Below are 14,905 nucleotides of genomic sequence, written 5' to 3' on the forward strand. Positions count from 1 at the left end.
AATACTTTATAAAAAATAGATTTTTATTAAGAACCAAGCGCACATATTTTCAAATCCACAAAATATACCTTACTTTAGCATTCCATAAATTTCCTATAAAATGATTAGCGAAGCACAGTTCAAAAACGAGTTACATATATTAATTGAAAATGCCATTCGGGAAGATGTTGGCCCTGGCGATTACAGCTCTTTGGCTTGTATTCCTGCAACGGCAACAGGAAAAGCGAAATTGCTTGTAAAAGAAGATGGTATTATTGCCGGTGTGGCTTTCGCCAAAATGGTTTTCGAATATGTAGATCCTAACTTGCAAATAGAAACATTCATAGTGGACGGAACTCCAGTAAAAAAAGGGGATGTTGTTTTTCATGTTTCGGGAAGTTCGCAATCCATCTTGAAATCGGAACGGGTAGTTTTGAATTCGATGCAAAGAATGTCGGCAATCGCTACCAAAACAAAAGAATATGTTGAGCTTCTGGAAGGAACAGAAACTAAAATCCTTGATACTCGCAAAACAACCCCAGGTTTCAGAGCTTGTGAGAAATGGGCAGTGAAAATTGGCGGAGGCGAAAACCACCGTTTTGCTTTGTATGACATGATTATGCTCAAGGACAATCACAATGATTTTGCAGGCGGAATTACTTTGGCCATAGCCAAAACCAAAGCGTATCTCAAAGACAATAATCTGGATTTAAAAATCATTGTCGAAGCCAGAAACTTAGATGAAATCAAAGAAATATTAGAAAGCGAAGGCGTTTATAGAATTTTGATAGACAATTTCAATTATGAAGATACTCGAAAAGCAGTAGCTTTGATAGGTAACAAATGCCAAACTGAATCTTCAGGTAATATCAATGAAAGTACCATTCGTTATTATGCGGAATGTGGCGTCGATTATATTTCGTCTGGAGCCTTAACACATTCTGTTTACAATATGGATTTAAGCTTAAAAGCAATTTAAATTATGTCAGCAGAAATTGAACAGCGAATAGAAAAAGTTCCCGTAATACGGAACCTTGCCCGAGGGTTAAAAAAGATAAAACTCCCATGGCTGCAGGGATTGTCGTTGTATGATTTATTGGAATTGTACGGATTAGGAATTGTCGAAAGTGCCTTGACCTATCATGCCAGTGCCATTGCATTTAGTTTCTTCATGGCATTATTTCCCTTTGCACTGTTCATTTTAAACCTTATTCCCTACATTCCAATCGAAGGTTTTCAAGAAGATTTTCTTCAATTTGTAAGGCAAGGAGTTCCGCCAAATACGTATGATGCCATTTATAAAATCATCAATGATATTCTCCACAATAGCCATTCCGGATTACTGTCTTCGGGATTTATATTGTCTATTTTCTTGATGGCAAATGGTTTAAATGGAATCTTGGGTGGCTTCGAATCCTCGCGTCACGTCCTCATCAAAAGAGGATTTGTCCACCAATACATTGTCGCTCTCGGCATGTCATTATTATTGTCAATACTATTGATAGTAACCGTATCAGCAATCGTTGTTTTTGAGGTTTTTATTCAGAAAACGATACTGAGCGACCAAGTTGAATTGATTATTTTATGGCGCTATGCGTTTGTAATTGTAATGATTTTAATCACCACTTCCATACTTTTTAAATTTGGAACCATGCATGATAAAAACAGGGCTTTTATTTCGATAGGCTCAGTATTTACAACGATATTAGTTATTTTGGACTCCTATGTTTTTGGAATTTGGGTAATCCGATTCTCAAAATACAACGAATTATACGGCTCTATAGGAACCTTATTAATCATGATGTTTTACATCTGGATCAACTGCATGATATTACTGCTCGGTTTCGAATTAAATGGAACAGTAAATAAACTAAAAATTAAAAAAGAAGGGTAGTTTTTTGGAGCTATTTACTTCGTCAGTTCGCTTCGCTCGTGTCCTGCTGTTTGTTTTAATCTTTCTAGTCCTGAACTTGTTTCAGGATCCTGAAACAAGTTCAGGACTAGAAAGGATTTCCACTGCCATCAGGGCTAGGGATTTCGGTTATAATTAACGAATCTATTTCATTTTAAATTTGTATTTTTAGACAAACAAATTCCATGATGAATCCAATTTATATCGACCAAAACGAAATTCTCAAACGCTATAAACAACCAGACAAATTTACCCACAAAGGCATTCAAGGACACGCCTTAATTATTGGTGGAAGTTATGGTAAAATGGGAGCTGTTTGTCTTTCGTCCAAAGCTTGTTTAAAAACCGGTTGTGGATTAGTCACTGTTTTTATACCAAAATGTGGCTACGATATACTTCAAATTGCCATTCCAGAAGTCATGGTTGTAACGGATAATCAGGAAAAGTTTATCTCGGATATTACTTTCGAAATCACACCACAAGCCATAGGAATAGGACCGGGTTTAGGTCTGGAAATCGAAACGCAACAAGCCGTTTATAAATTGCTAAAAACGAATAAAATCCCTTTGGTAATCGATGCCGATGCGTTGAATATTCTAGCCAAAAACAAAGAATGGTTTCCTTTATTACATCCCAAAACCATCATCACGCCCCATCCCAAAGAACTGGAAAGATTAATAGGAAAATGGAATTCCGAAGAAGAAAAAAGAACTAAAACAATCACTTTTTCTAAACAGTATAACTTGATTATTGTGATGAAAGGCGCACCAACCCGAATCATCGATGGAGACACAAGCTACGAAAACACCACCGGAAATGCCGCTTTGGCCACCGCAGGAACAGGTGATGTCTTGACGGGAATGATAACCAGTTTATTGGCACAATCCTATGAACCAATTAGTGCTGCTATACTTGGGGTTTATCTGCACGGACTAACTGCTGATATTGCACTACCAGAAACCGGTTATCAGTCTTTTATCGCTTCTGATGTTATTTCGAATATTGGGAAAGCCTTTTTGAGTTTAGAAAATTTGAGTAAATAGAGCTTATAAATGAATTTTATCCCAGTTATTTGTAAGTTTGTACCTAAGCAAAATAGCTTTATCCAATTCGATTATGGAAAAAATACCCCATCTTAGAACCGTAAATGTTACGCGATACATCACTCCGTTGCGTGAGGGCGGTTCTTTACCTGCGCTCGCTGAAGCCGATGATGATTTTAAATATGTATTGAAATTCAAGGGTGCCGGACATGGCGTAAAGGCCTTAATCGCCGAATTAATTGGCGGAGAAATCGCCCGTGCTTTAAACCTAAAAATGCCGGAATTGGTTTATGCTAATCTAGACGAAGCTTTTGGACGCTCAGAAGGTGATGAAGAAATTCAAGATTTACTTCAAGGCAGTCAAGGACTTAATTTGGCTTTGCATTATTTATCGGGAGCTATAAATTTTGATCCTGTTGTGACGGTGGTTGATGCAAAATTAGCTTCCCAAATAGTTTGGCTGGACGCTTTTATTACCAATGTCGACCGAACCTTCAGAAATACGAATATGCTGATTTGGCACAAAGAATTATGGCTGATTGATCACGGTGCAAGTCTTTATTTTCACCATTCGTGGACCAATTGGAAAACGCATGCACAAAGCCCTTTTGCATTGATAAAAGATCATGTATTGTTGCCACAAGCTTCATTGCTAAAAGAAACCGATGTAATATTCAAAAAAATACTAACTGACGAAGTGCTGCAATCTATTGTTAATCTTATTCCAACGGAGTGGCTGCAATGGGAAGATACGGATGAAACTCCCGAAGCGCTTCGGGAAGTCTATTTCCAGTTTTTATCCATACGCTTAAACCATTCTGAAATTTTTATAAATGAAGCCCAAAATGCACGAGAAACACTTATATGAGTATGCCGTAATCCGGGTTGTGCCAAGGGTAGAACGCGAAGAATTCCTCAATGTGGGTATTATTCTCTTTTGTAAAAAAGCAAAGTTTATAAAAGTGCTCTGTTCGTTTAACGAAGCGAAGCTTCAATTGTTTTCAGCCGATTTAGATTTGGAACAATTGCATTTAAATTTACAGGCATTCGAGAAAGTGGGGCATGGGGAAAAATCAGGTGGACCAATAGCGCAATTCGATATTCCATCCCGTTTCCGTTGGTTGACTGCTCTTCGCAGTTCGGCGATTCAAACCTCAAGACCGCATCCGGGATTGTGTGATGATTTGGAACAAACCGCCCAACGCTTGTTTGAGGAAATGGTATTGTAGTGAATTTATTGTGCTTTGATAAAAATATTTTTTTGAATTCAGCTAATTAAGTTTCAAAAAAATTAAGGAATACTATTCAGATGGCGCGCAAGATGCATACCCATGCTAAAGCAAGCTTGAAGAAGATAGCCACCCGTGGGTGCATCCCAGTCTAGCATTTCGCCAATACAATAGTGATGTTTCATCTCTTTCAATTGGAAGTTTTTATCCACGGCATTCAATTGAACACCTCCAGTTGTGGATATTGCATCGTTCAATAGCGAAGAACCAGTTATTTCTAAATTCAGTTTTTTAATGTTTTGTGCCAATAGCTCTGGATTCAGGTAGGTTTCTTTTGAAAGGTATTTTTTCAAAAGCCCAATCTGTGCAAGGCTCAATTTAACCTCTTTTTGTAATTTTTCGCTCGTCTTTTTTAAAGTCGATTTTTTGATTTTTTGATGCAAATCATCATAACTTAATGCTGGTTTTAGGTCCAGAAAAATAGTGGCTTTTTGTTGGCTTTCAAGCTGCTTCCGAATTTGTGGACTGAGCGCATAAATCGCATTGCCTTCTAAACCGAAACGCGTGATTACCGCTTCGCCTTTTTGAGTTTTATTCGAACAGCTAATAGAAATATTTTTAAGCGGACTGCCTTCATGTTCCATAATAAAATCTTCTGGCCAGTTCACACCGTAAGCACAATTAGATGATTGAAACGGAACAACAGTAATTCCTTGTGTTTTGAATAAATCAAGCCAAGTCCCATCGGATCCTGTTACTTTCCAACTTCCTCCACCCAAAGCAAAAATGGTATAATCAGATTGTATTTCGGTATCGGTATTAAAAACAAGAGTACCGTTGTCAGTCCAACCTGCCCAAGTGTGTTCGTATTGTATGGAAACGCCTTGTTTATCGAGAACTTTTAGGATTGCGTTGAGCACTGTTATAGGTTTAATGCCGCTTTCAGGATACACGCGTTTGCTGCTGCCGATGTAGGTTGGAATGCCAATGCTATCAATCCAATTTCGGAAATCGTGATTGTCAAAATCAAGTAGCGCCTGTTGTAAGAAATGGGAAGGTGTATACCGCGCTATGAGCTCATCAATAGGTTCCGAATGGGTGAGGTTAAATCCTCCTTTTCCGGCCACCAGAAATTTTCTCCCCAGTGTTTTGTTTTTCTCGTAGATGGTAACTTTAAATTTCTTGCAATCGAGTAATGCAGCGAGCAAAAGTGCTGCAGGTCCTCCTCCAATAATTGAAACTGATTTCTTCACGCTACAAAAATACGGTTTGTTTTACCGATTAACCCAGATATGGGTTTTTATATTAGCTATTGTTTGGGCGTAACCCCAAGGCAGAAAATTCCCGTTTCAATTTTACATATCTGCAACTTTGGGGTCGGGCTTTTGGCTTTATCTTTATTTTTTTAAAGAAAAAAAATAAAGGATGCCGCCGCAATCCCTTACGCGAGCAATTCGGAATCGAAAGAAATTATCCGACGTAATATTAAAGATTTTCAGAAATCTGAAATCAAGAATCGTTACTCTTCATTCAAAAATCATTTCAAGCTTATCCAATCTTTTTCTCCATTACAATAAACTCTAAATGTTGATTAGCAATTGGAATATGAACGTCGCTTGCCGGAAAAGGTTCTTTTGCTCCCGTGTCTGCATAACCATTACGTTTGTACCAGGCTATCAATTCCTCCCGAACGGAAATCACGGTCATTATGATTTTAGGTAAACCCAATTCCAAAGCATGAATTTCAGCCTGTTGCAATAATTTTTTCCCAATACCACTGTTTTGCAACTCAGGCGAAACCGTTAGCATTCCTAAATACAATTGATCCTCTTTTTCAACTAGCAATACACAACCTATAATCTGGTTGTTCTCCGTAAATTTCAGAATGGTATTTTTAGTATTCTCAATGGTTTCAGTCAGTTCCTGTTCAGTAGTTCGGAGTCCTTCTAATAAGTTGGCTTCCGTAGTCCATCCTTTTTTAGAAGATTCCCCACGATACCCTGAATTGATTAATCTACTTAATGCAAAAACGTCTGCTACTGTTGCTTTTGTAATCATGCGTAATATATATTCTTGGGTTATTGTTTTGGTTTTTCAAAGGTAGAAAAAAGGATAACAAAATGGTATTTCGTTGCAGTTCTTGTTACTGTTTTAATGAGGTTAAGAACCAAAAATAATTCACTTTTCAAAAGTACATCAACTACATCTGAAATAAATTTATTTTATTGATAATCAGTATTTTATATTTAATATAAAGATTTTTTTTTACCTTTGAATAAAGAAATTTCACAACAATTTAATAGCTATAATTATGAAAAATTTAAATATTATTTGGGTAATAGTGATGGCTTGTGTACTAAACATAACACCCATATTGGGACAATCGACCGCTAAAAAGAATAAAATTATTGCTGACAGTAAAACAGCAAAAGCAGAGTTCATTAAAAGTGATCCGCTTATGAAAGGGCTTTTTGAAAAAGCATCTGGCTATGTTATCTTTCCCAATGTTGGCAAGGGAGGAATCGGCATTGGTGGAGCGGCTGGCAACGGGGTTGTCTATGAACATAACAAGATGGTAGGTATGGCCAAGTTATCGCAATTGAGCATAGGATTTCAGGCAGGTGGTCAAGCGTATCGTGAAGTAATATTTTTTGAGACAAAAAAGGAATTGGAACGGTTTAAAGATAGCCGATTCGAGTTTTCCGCACAAGCTTCAGCAGTGGCCGTAACTGAAGGTGCCTCAGCAAATGTAAAGTATACTAACGGCGTTATGGTGTTCACAATGCAGAAAGGCGGACTGATGTACGAAGCATCGATTGGAGGTCAGAAGTTTAAGTTTAATAAAATGTAACACTCTTTTTATAAATATAAGTTTATTTGTCATTCCGACGAAGGAGGAATCTCTGTTTGTTGCTCACGTTTGTTGAGATTCCTCCTTCGTCGGAATGACAAAATTATGGAGATTATTCCTTAACTTAATAACATTACGCTCGTGCTAGCGCAGGTCTCATTGTTGTGGGCACGGAAAAGATTTTCGCGATATCCAACTGATAAAGAGTCATGTATACCCGAGCGATCGGGGTTTCCACGCTATCCAACTGAGAAAGAATCATGTATATCCGAGCGATCGGATATTCACAATGCAGAAAGGTGGACTCATGTACGATGCTTCGATTGGTGGACAGAAGTTTAAGTTTAATAAAATGTAGCGTTCTTTTTATAAATGTAAGTTTATTTGTAATTCCGACGAAGGAGGAATCTCTGTTTGTTGCTCACGTTTGTTGAGATTCCTCCTTCGTCGGAATGACAAAATCATAGAGATTATTCCTTAATGACATTGCGTCCGTTAGCGGAGGTTTCATTGTTGTGGGCACGGAAAAGATTTCCGCGCTATTAAACCGAGAGAAATTGTGTATATCCGAGCAATCGGGTTTGCAGAAAATATGATGTGAAACGGTAATTCTACTCAATCACACATTAGCTCAAAACGGATGTTAGTGACTGCCTTTTTTTCTTTCAGTGTTTTTCGGATATTATTTTGTAGTAAATATCAGCTCTTTCTTTGGAAAAATAATCAATTATCAAACCCGTAATTCCAAAAATGACTAATGCAATTCCTACGGCTCTCAATGTTGGATTATGAGTAAATACGAATGTGCAAATTGCTAACACAAAACAAATACTTGCTATAATAATTGTCATTTTATACAGATACTGAAAACCCTCAATTCTTGCTTTTTCACTTTGTATAAATTCAGTTTTATTTGTGTTAAATGCTTCTTTATAGTCTGGTAACCTTTTATTATTACTATCAATTCCTGAAATGGCAGTTCCAAAAAAGAAAATGCCAACCACTATTAAAGGAATAATTAATGCTTTGGAATTTGGCGTGTCACCAAATTTCCAAAGCATTAAACTTGAAAACATTAATAATAGACCAAAAGCACCAAAAATATATGCTTCAAAGATTTCGCCTTTTACCCAATTAATTGTGTGTTGTATGAATTCCATTTTTATTTTGTTAAGTTTTCTGGAATGACTGTTTCTACCTTTTCTACATTACTGCCAAAAATCCATTTAAAAAACTTTGCACCACTAGCACTTATTGGTTTTAAAATTGCACCTGCTTGTTGCTTTTGAAATGCTCTTTGTGATAAAATTCTTTTCAATAATTCTAAAAATTTCGCATCTTTACCCGACACAATATGTAGTTTTCCACTTTTGGGATTGGTAACAGCTTTGAATACTTCTTGGGCTATATTATTAGGAGAAGTTACATTTTCAACTGCATCCTGAGCTCCTAAAAAGTTAGCATAATATTGTTTGTAATTTTTTATATAAACAGGATTATCTGCAATTGCGCCTTGATCTAATTTTGTAAAAATTTTTGTAGCGTGCGCACCAGGATAAATTGTCTTTACTTCAATTCCAAATGGACTTAATTCAATTCCTAAACTTTCTGAAATTCCACGAACAGCCCATTTACTTGAACCATAAGATGCAATAAATGGGTAATTAAATCGTGCACTTGCAGAAGCTAAATTGATAAATATTCCGTCTTTATTTTCTCTGAAATGCGGAATAAATGCTTTTGTTACTGCCATTAAACCAAATACATTAGTATTATATTGCCGTTCAATTTGTTCCATTGTAGTGGTTTCGGTTGGTCCAATTAAACAATAACCAGCATTGTTTACAACTGCATCAATTTTTTTAAAATCTGCAATTACCGCTTTCGCAACTTCTTCAACTTGTAAGTAATTAGTAACATCTAATTCGTAAAGTTTTACGTTTAATAATTCCTTAAACAAGTTTGGATGTTCCGATTTGTTCCGAACTGTTCCTGCAACATTCCAACCATTACTTGCGAATAGTTCGACCATTGATTTTCCAAAACCTGAGTTTGTTCCTGTGATAAAAATTGTTTTGTTCATTTTTTCTAATTTTAAGTTATTTTCATAAGATTGACTAATCAGTCATATTGTTATGCAAATTTTTTTAAGTTATCATTTTCCACAACATTTCAAAAGTCATTTGAATTGTTTCGTGCTGTTCTTTTTTTGAAAGCCTCTTTGAAATCATATATTGGTATAAACCAAATGTTTGACTACTAATTAGCGAAAATATAAAATCAATAGGTAATGGTTTTATTAATCCCTCGTCAATTCCTTTTTGTATAAGTTGTAGATGTTTATTTACTTGTTCGTTAATTGTGTCTTGGTTTAAAAATTTTATATAAGGTGAGTTTTGGAATTGTTGTATATAACGAAACTTGATATTATTGTCTAAACCCCAAAAAAGTGAAGCGGAAATTTGTGCTTTAATAATATCTTTTGTTTCTGTATAATCTTCAGAATTATTGGTAATATAATTAGCCAATTCATCTTTTAATGCAATATATATCGAAATAACAAGTTCATCTTTTGTTTTAAAAAGGTTAAATAATGTTCCGTTTGCTACATTAGATTGTTGTGCAATTTTGCTTGTTGCAGTTCCGTGAAATCCATTTTCTACAAACAAATTTAAAGCAGTTTCTATTATTATTATTTCTCTTTTATCCATGTTAAAGATTGACTAATCAGTCGCAAAGATATGGTATTTTTTTAAAAGTAAATTATTTTTAAAAATTAAATATATTTTATTGAATATTAATTATTTACGATTTATTTCTTTTAAGGTTGCCACTAACTTGTGTATACTCGCTACAAAATAGCGAGTACGTCCATATTTGTGGTCTAAGCGTTATAATTTGTTTTTTATGTTTAACAAAACCAATGATTTTACTTATAGAAAACTAATTCCCACAAAAAAACCGACTGAAAATCACTTCTCAGTCGGTTTGTATTTTGTCTGACTATTGAAATATTATGCCAAAAACGCTTTCAATTCCTCATACGTTTTAATTTTTACGCTTACTTTTTCCTTTCCTAAAACGCTTTCAATTTGAGTAGGAATCGGCAGTTTTACGTTTAATGTTGGTTCAACCGTGTCCAAAAACTTAATAGGGTGGGCGGTTTCCAAGAAAATACCAATCGCATTTGGGTGGTTTTGTAATTCTTTTTTCAATCCGAGATAACCAACTGCTCCGTGCGGTTCTGCAATGTAACCGTCGGTATTATAAATGGTTTTCATCGCTGCAATGGTTTCCTCATCATTGAAAGTAAACGAAGAAAAATCTTTTTTGAATTGCTCTAAATCATTGTGGTACATTTCCTGAATTCGGATAAAATTACTTGGATTCCCCACATCCATCGCGTTCGAAATCGTCGCTATCGAAGGTTTAGGATCGTATATTCCGTTTTCTAAAAATCGTGGCACTGTATCATTCACATTCGTAGCCGCTACAAAATGTTCAACAGGCAAGCCCATTTTTTTGGCAATGATACCCGCGCAAATATTTCCAAAATTCCCACTTGGGCAAGAGAAAACTAACGGTTTGTTTTGTTGCTTTAATGCTTTATACGCAAAGAAGAAATAGAACATTTGTGGCAACCAGCGCGCAATATTAATCGAATTCGCCGAAGTCAGGTTTTTATGTTTTAGACTTTCGTCAAGAAAAGCTTTCTTCACCATATCCTGACAATCATCAAAAACGCCGTCTACTTCAAGTGCTTTGATGTTTTGACCTAAAGTTGTCAATTGTCTTTCCTGAATATCGCTCACTTTTCCGGATGGATACAGGATAATCACTTCCACACCGGTTACGCCAAGGAAACCACTCGCTACAGCACCACCAGTATCACCGGAAGTAGCTACAAGAACGGTGTTTTTACTGTCTTTGTTATCTTTATTAAAGTAACCCAAACAACGCGACATGAAACGCGCGCCTACGTCCTTAAAAGCCATCGTTGGACCATGAAATAATTCAAGGGAATAAATACCTTTTTCCACTTCAACCACTGGGAAATCAAAACACAACGTTTCGCCAATGATTTGTTTTAAAGTGGCTTCCGGGATTTCGTCACCCACAAATTGTTTGATGGCTTCAAAAGCAATTTCTTCATTGCTTAAATTTTCGATAGTTTCAAAAAAAGCAGGTGTTAATGGGGTAATTGTTTCCGGAAAATACAATCCTTTATCAGTTGCTAATCCTTGTATTACGGCTTCTTGAAAAGAAACTTTAGGTGCGTTATGGTTTAAACTGTAATATTTCATTATGATTTTTGATTTTTGATTCTTGATTAACGATTTTTGATTTTAACGTATTGTTACATCTGAAATGCTACGCCAGTTCGCTGACGCTAGGGTCAAAAATCGTTAATCGAAAATCTTAAATATTTTATTTTAAATTTCCTTATTTAATTCGTCTTAAATAATTTTCATTCCTTCATCATTCACCTTAGAAACGTGAATTTCATACGGTAAATTCATTGCATCGTATACGGCGCTCATAGCTTTGGCGATTTTATCAGCGGTTTCCTTTCCTTTGCTTAAAGCAAAAATAGAAGGACCTGAACCTGATATTCCAGAGCCTAATGCTCCGTTTTCGTATGCTGTTTTTTTGATTAAATCAAATCCTGGAATCAAGACACTGCGCAAGGGTTCTACGATTTCATCATGCAATGACCGTCCGATTAAATCGTAATCTTTAGTGTATAATCCAGCTACTAATCCGCCCACATTTCCCCATTGCGTAATAGCACTTTTCAAGGAAACAGTTTGTTTCAATACCGAACGCGCATCAGATGTTTTCAACTCAATTTGAGGATGAACCACGGTGGCGTACAATTCAGAAGGACTTTCTATTTTGATAATGTCTAATGGATTCGAACTTCTTACCAACGTAAAGCCACCCAAAAGGGCAGGAGCAACGTTATCGGCATGAGCATTTCCACTGGCTAATTTTTCGCCTTGCATAGCGAATAAAACCAATTCTTTTCGGGTAAATGGACGTCCCAGTAATTCATTGATTCCAAAAACAGCTCCAGCTGAACTTGCGGCACTACTGCCAATTCCGCTTCCGGCTTTGATGTGTTTGTAGATTTCGATCTCAAATCCAAATTCCGTTTCAATGGCTTCCAACATCGCCAAAGCAGATACTCCAGCAACATTTTTTTCGGTTTCCAAAGGCAAGTCGGCACCCACAATTTTAGTGATACGAATTCCTTTTATGTCTGATTTTCGAATAATCATTTCGTCACCCGCAGTTTCTAAACAAAGACCAAGTACATCAAATCCACAGGATAGATTGGCGATTGTAGCGGGGCAAAATATTTTTATTTCATTCATAGTTTTTATTTTACGTAGAGACGTTGCATTGCAACGTCTCTACACGTTTCCAATTCTGATTACATCAGCAAATATTCCTGAAGCGGTAACTGCAGCTCCGGCACCGGCACCTTTTATCAATAAAGGTTGGTCTACGTAACGATCCGTGAAAAATAATACGATATTGTCTTTTCCTTCTAGATTGTAAAAAGGGTGATCTTTAGGAATGAATCGCAACCCAACATTTGCTTTTCCATTTTCGAATTGCGCTACATATTTCAAACGGGATTCTTTGCTTAATGCTTCCTTATAAATAGCTTCAAAATGAGAGGCATGTTTCAGTAAAGATTCAAAAAACGCTTCATTTGAAGTTGTTTCGAGACATTCAGCAGGCATAAAAGATTCGTTGACAATCTCGTCAATTTCCATTTTATAACCACTTTCTCTAATCAGGATTAATATCTTTCTGGCAACGTCAATTCCACTTAAATCAATCTTAGGGTCTGGCTCTGTAAATCCTTGTACTCCAGCTTCTTTAACGACATCATGAAAAGTATTGTTTTCATCAAAATTATTAAAGATAAAGTTCAAACTTCCTGATAAAACAGCTTGGATTTTATTCACTTTATCACCTGAGGCAATCAAGTTTTTTACGGTATCAATAATTGGTAATCCAGCTCCAACGTTAGTTTCAAATAGAAAAGGAGCGTTGAATTGTCTGGATAGTTTTTTTAGTTTTTTATAATTGTCATACTCAGAAGCACAGGCAATTTTATTACAAGTTACTACGGCAATATTGCGTTTTAAATATTGTTCGTAGGTTTTGGATACGCTTTCATTTGCAGTAATATCAACAAAAATACTGTTGCGTAAATTGAGTTCTTTTACATTCGAAATGAACTTTTCTTTGTCAGCAGTTTCTCCGGTTTCCAATAAAAATTGCCATTCTTTTAAAGATATTCCGTCTTCATCAAAATACATTTTTCGGGAATTTGACAAAGCAATAACGCGCAGGTTTATTTTCAGGTTGTCTTTTAAGAATTTCTTTTGTTGGTGAATTTGTTCAATGAATTTCTCACCTACATTTCCAACGCCCATTACAAACAGGTTTAATTGTTTGGTGTTTTCTTCAAAAAAGTTTTCGTGTAATGTATTTAATGCTTTCTTTACATCTCTTTCGTTGATAACCGCCGAAATATTTCTTTCGGAAGCACCTTGAGCAATTGCTCGGATGTTTACATTGTTTTTACCCAAAGTGCTAAACATTCTTCCGCTTAAACCTTGGTGATTTTTCATGTTTTCGCCAACCAAAGCAATAATGCAAAGGTTTTTCTCAACGATACAGGGATCAATTTTGTTTTGTAAAATCTCAATTTCAAAAGCTTTATTGATTGCTTCTTCAGCAATATCAGCATCCGAATTTAGAATCCCAATACAGATTGAATGCTCCGATGAAGCTTGAGTAATGAAAATTACATTGATGCTTTCATGCGATAATACTTCAAAAAGCCTTTTAGACGAACCTGTAACACCAATCATTCCTGGTCCTTCAAGTGTAATCAAAGTAATATTGTCGATATGGCTAATTCCTTTTACAGGATTAGTGTGAACCATTTCTTGATTTGAAATATAAGTTCCTTCGGCTTCCGGATCAAAAGTATTTTTGATATGAATTGGAATATTCTTTCTCAATACCGGTTGAATGGTTGGCGGATATAGAACTTTGGCACCAAAATGGGATAACTCCATCGCTTCCTGATAGGAAATAAAGGCGATAGGTTGTGCTTGTTTTACAATTTTTGGATTGGCAGTAAACATTCCGTTTACATCAGTCCAAATTTCCAAGTCAGATGCATTCACTGCTCCAGCGATAATTGCGGCAGTATAATCGGAACCACCACGGCCTAAAGTAGTGTTGATACCATCAAGTGATGCGGCAATAAATCCGGGCATTACAACCACTTGATTTTCATTCGAAGCAAAGAAATCAGCAATTAGTTGATTTGAAACTTCAAAATTTACGGTAGCTTTTCCGAAATGATTATCCGTTTTTATCAATTCGCGGCTGTCTTTATAACTGCTGTTTTTTAGATTTTGTTTTAATGCTTCAGAAATGATGTAAGAAGACAATAATTCACCAAAACTTAAAATGGTGTCAGAAGTTCTGGCGGATAATTCCCCCAAAAGAAAACAACCGTCCAGTAACGTTTCAAGGTGATTTACAATTCTTTTAATATGGCTTAACAGACTGCTTTGTTCGCTTACAGGAATAAATTCTTTTAAAGCATCTAAGTGTTTTTTCTCTATTTCGGCAAGAATATCTTTGAAACTTTCATCTCCGGCAGCTGCTTTTTGGGAAGCGAGTTGAAGCATGTCAGTAACTTTACTAAAAGCAGAAACCACTACCACTAATTTTTCTTCTTTTGCCTTATTGATGACGATATCTAGTACCAGTTTTATATTTTGTGCATTGGCAACCGAAGTTCCGCCAAATTTTAATACTTTCATTGTATATGTTTTATTTTAAAAATGCA

The 14,905-nt window shown here is 35.9% G+C and carries 14 protein-coding genes; 6 read left to right on the forward strand and 8 right to left on the reverse strand.

The annotated features are described in order from the left end of the window. Nucleotides 1-100 precede the first annotated feature (100 nt). The 5 genes from nadC to ACM55H_RS16975 all read left to right on the forward strand — a co-directional run bounded on the left by nadC (nucleotide 101) and on the right by ACM55H_RS16975 (nucleotide 4,163). Complete coding sequence (gene nadC / locus ACM55H_RS16955) at nucleotides 101-958, forward strand: carboxylating nicotinate-nucleotide diphosphorylase (RefSeq protein ID WP_416837636.1); 858 nt, start codon at nucleotides 101-103, stop codon at nucleotides 956-958. Nucleotides 959-961: 3 nt separating this feature from the next. Then, complete coding sequence (locus ACM55H_RS16960; protein WP_416837637.1) at nucleotides 962-1,873, forward strand: YihY/virulence factor BrkB family protein; 912 nt, start codon at nucleotides 962-964, stop codon at nucleotides 1,871-1,873. A 203-nt stretch (nucleotides 1,874-2,076) separates the two neighbouring features. Next, nucleotides 2,077-2,934 carry an NAD(P)H-hydrate dehydratase gene (locus tag ACM55H_RS16965; RefSeq protein WP_416837638.1) on the forward strand — a complete coding sequence of 286 codons (858 nt, stop codon included), beginning with the start codon at nucleotides 2,077-2,079 and terminating at the stop codon, nucleotides 2,932-2,934. A 73-nt stretch (nucleotides 2,935-3,007) separates the two neighbouring features. Then, entirely contained in the window at nucleotides 3,008-3,802 is a 795-nt protein-coding gene (locus ACM55H_RS16970; protein ID WP_416837639.1) for a HipA family kinase, read from the forward strand. Next, nucleotides 3,780-4,163: a DUF3037 domain-containing protein gene (locus ACM55H_RS16975; RefSeq protein WP_416837640.1), complete on the forward strand. Its 384-nt coding sequence runs from the start codon at nucleotides 3,780-3,782 to the stop codon at nucleotides 4,161-4,163. The genes ACM55H_RS16970 and ACM55H_RS16975 overlap by 23 nt, the downstream gene beginning before the upstream one ends. Nucleotides 4,164-4,225: 62 nt before the next feature. Here ACM55H_RS16975 and ACM55H_RS16980 read toward each other — a convergent pair whose 3' ends face one another. Continuing rightward, nucleotides 4,226-5,416 (reverse strand): BaiN/RdsA family NAD(P)/FAD-dependent oxidoreductase, encoded by a 1,191-nt coding sequence (locus ACM55H_RS16980; protein WP_416837641.1) that lies wholly within the window; start codon nucleotides 5,414-5,416, stop codon nucleotides 4,226-4,228. Nucleotides 5,417-5,711: 295 nt separating this feature from the next. Then, complete coding sequence (locus ACM55H_RS16985; RefSeq protein ID WP_416837642.1) at nucleotides 5,712-6,221, reverse strand: GNAT family N-acetyltransferase; 510 nt, start codon at nucleotides 6,219-6,221, stop codon at nucleotides 5,712-5,714. 253 nt (nucleotides 6,222-6,474) lie between these two features. Between ACM55H_RS16985 and ACM55H_RS16990 the strand changes: the two genes are divergently transcribed. Beyond that, nucleotides 6,475-7,014, forward strand: coding sequence for a lipid-binding SYLF domain-containing protein (locus ACM55H_RS16990; protein WP_416837643.1), 540 nt, complete (start codon nucleotides 6,475-6,477; stop codon nucleotides 7,012-7,014). Nucleotides 7,015-7,679: 665 nt separating this feature from the next. On the opposite strand, the gene ACM55H_RS16995 is transcribed toward ACM55H_RS16990, so the two are convergent. From ACM55H_RS16995 to thrA, 6 genes are all read right to left on the reverse strand, one after another. Beyond that, the gene (locus ACM55H_RS16995) at nucleotides 7,680-8,174 is read right to left on the reverse strand and encodes a hypothetical protein (protein ID WP_416837644.1); all 495 of its coding nucleotides are present in this window, start codon (nucleotides 8,172-8,174) and stop codon (nucleotides 7,680-7,682) included. A 2-nt stretch (nucleotides 8,175-8,176) separates the two neighbouring features. Next, nucleotides 8,177-9,097, reverse strand: coding sequence for an SDR family oxidoreductase (locus ACM55H_RS17000; protein ID WP_416837645.1), 921 nt, complete (start codon nucleotides 9,095-9,097; stop codon nucleotides 8,177-8,179). A gap of 64 nt (nucleotides 9,098-9,161) precedes the next feature. Beyond that, a complete protein-coding gene (locus ACM55H_RS17005) occupies nucleotides 9,162-9,725 on the reverse strand; it encodes a TetR/AcrR family transcriptional regulator (RefSeq protein WP_416837646.1) in 564 nt (187 codons plus the stop codon). 303 nt (nucleotides 9,726-10,028) lie between these two features. Beyond that, a complete protein-coding gene (thrC, locus tag ACM55H_RS17010; RefSeq protein ID WP_416837647.1) occupies nucleotides 10,029-11,318 on the reverse strand; it encodes a threonine synthase in 1,290 nt (429 codons plus the stop codon). A gap of 153 nt (nucleotides 11,319-11,471) precedes the next feature. Beyond that, nucleotides 11,472-12,392 carry a homoserine kinase gene (locus ACM55H_RS17015; protein ID WP_416837648.1) on the reverse strand — a complete coding sequence of 307 codons (921 nt, stop codon included), beginning with the start codon at nucleotides 12,390-12,392 and terminating at the stop codon, nucleotides 11,472-11,474. A gap of 39 nt (nucleotides 12,393-12,431) precedes the next feature. Then, nucleotides 12,432-14,879, reverse strand: a complete 2,448-nt coding sequence (gene thrA / locus ACM55H_RS17020) for a bifunctional aspartate kinase/homoserine dehydrogenase I (RefSeq protein ID WP_416837649.1) — start codon at nucleotides 14,877-14,879, stop codon at nucleotides 12,432-12,434. Between the last annotated feature and the right edge of the window lie 26 nt (nucleotides 14,880-14,905).

Origin of the sequence: Flavobacterium cryoconiti (genome assembly GCF_048158645.1) — a bacterium.
GTDB lineage: Bacteria > Bacteroidota > Bacteroidia > Flavobacteriales > Flavobacteriaceae > Flavobacterium > Flavobacterium cryoconiti.

Excerpts from the sequence above, each read along its gene's own strand:
- ACM55H_RS16985 (WP_416837642.1), bottom strand. The coding sequence starts at position 6,221 with ATGATTACAAAAGCAACAGTAGCAGACGTTTTTGCATTAAGTAGATTA.
- thrA (WP_416837649.1), bottom strand. The coding sequence starts at position 14,879 with ATGAAAGTATTAAAATTTGGCGGAACTTCGGTTGCCAATGCACAAAAT.
- nadC (WP_416837636.1), top strand. The coding sequence starts at position 101 with ATGATTAGCGAAGCACAGTTCAAAAACGAGTTACATATATTAATTGAA.
- ACM55H_RS16975 (WP_416837640.1), top strand. The coding sequence starts at position 3,780 with ATGCACGAGAAACACTTATATGAGTATGCCGTAATCCGGGTTGTGCCA.
- ACM55H_RS17015 (WP_416837648.1), bottom strand. The coding sequence starts at position 12,392 with ATGAATGAAATAAAAATATTTTGCCCCGCTACAATCGCCAATCTATCC.
- ACM55H_RS17005 (WP_416837646.1), bottom strand. The coding sequence starts at position 9,725 with ATGGATAAAAGAGAAATAATAATAATAGAAACTGCTTTAAATTTGTTT.
- ACM55H_RS16995 (WP_416837644.1), bottom strand. The coding sequence starts at position 8,174 with ATGGAATTCATACAACACACAATTAATTGGGTAAAAGGCGAAATCTTT.
- ACM55H_RS17000 (WP_416837645.1), bottom strand. The coding sequence starts at position 9,097 with ATGAACAAAACAATTTTTATCACAGGAACAAACTCAGGTTTTGGAAAA.
- ACM55H_RS16965 (WP_416837638.1), top strand. The coding sequence starts at position 2,077 with ATGATGAATCCAATTTATATCGACCAAAACGAAATTCTCAAACGCTAT.
- ACM55H_RS16960 (WP_416837637.1), top strand. The coding sequence starts at position 962 with ATGTCAGCAGAAATTGAACAGCGAATAGAAAAAGTTCCCGTAATACGG.
- ACM55H_RS16990 (WP_416837643.1), top strand. The coding sequence starts at position 6,475 with ATGAAAAATTTAAATATTATTTGGGTAATAGTGATGGCTTGTGTACTA.
- thrC (WP_416837647.1), bottom strand. The coding sequence starts at position 11,318 with ATGAAATATTACAGTTTAAACCATAACGCACCTAAAGTTTCTTTTCAA.
- ACM55H_RS16970 (WP_416837639.1), top strand. The coding sequence starts at position 3,008 with ATGGAAAAAATACCCCATCTTAGAACCGTAAATGTTACGCGATACATC.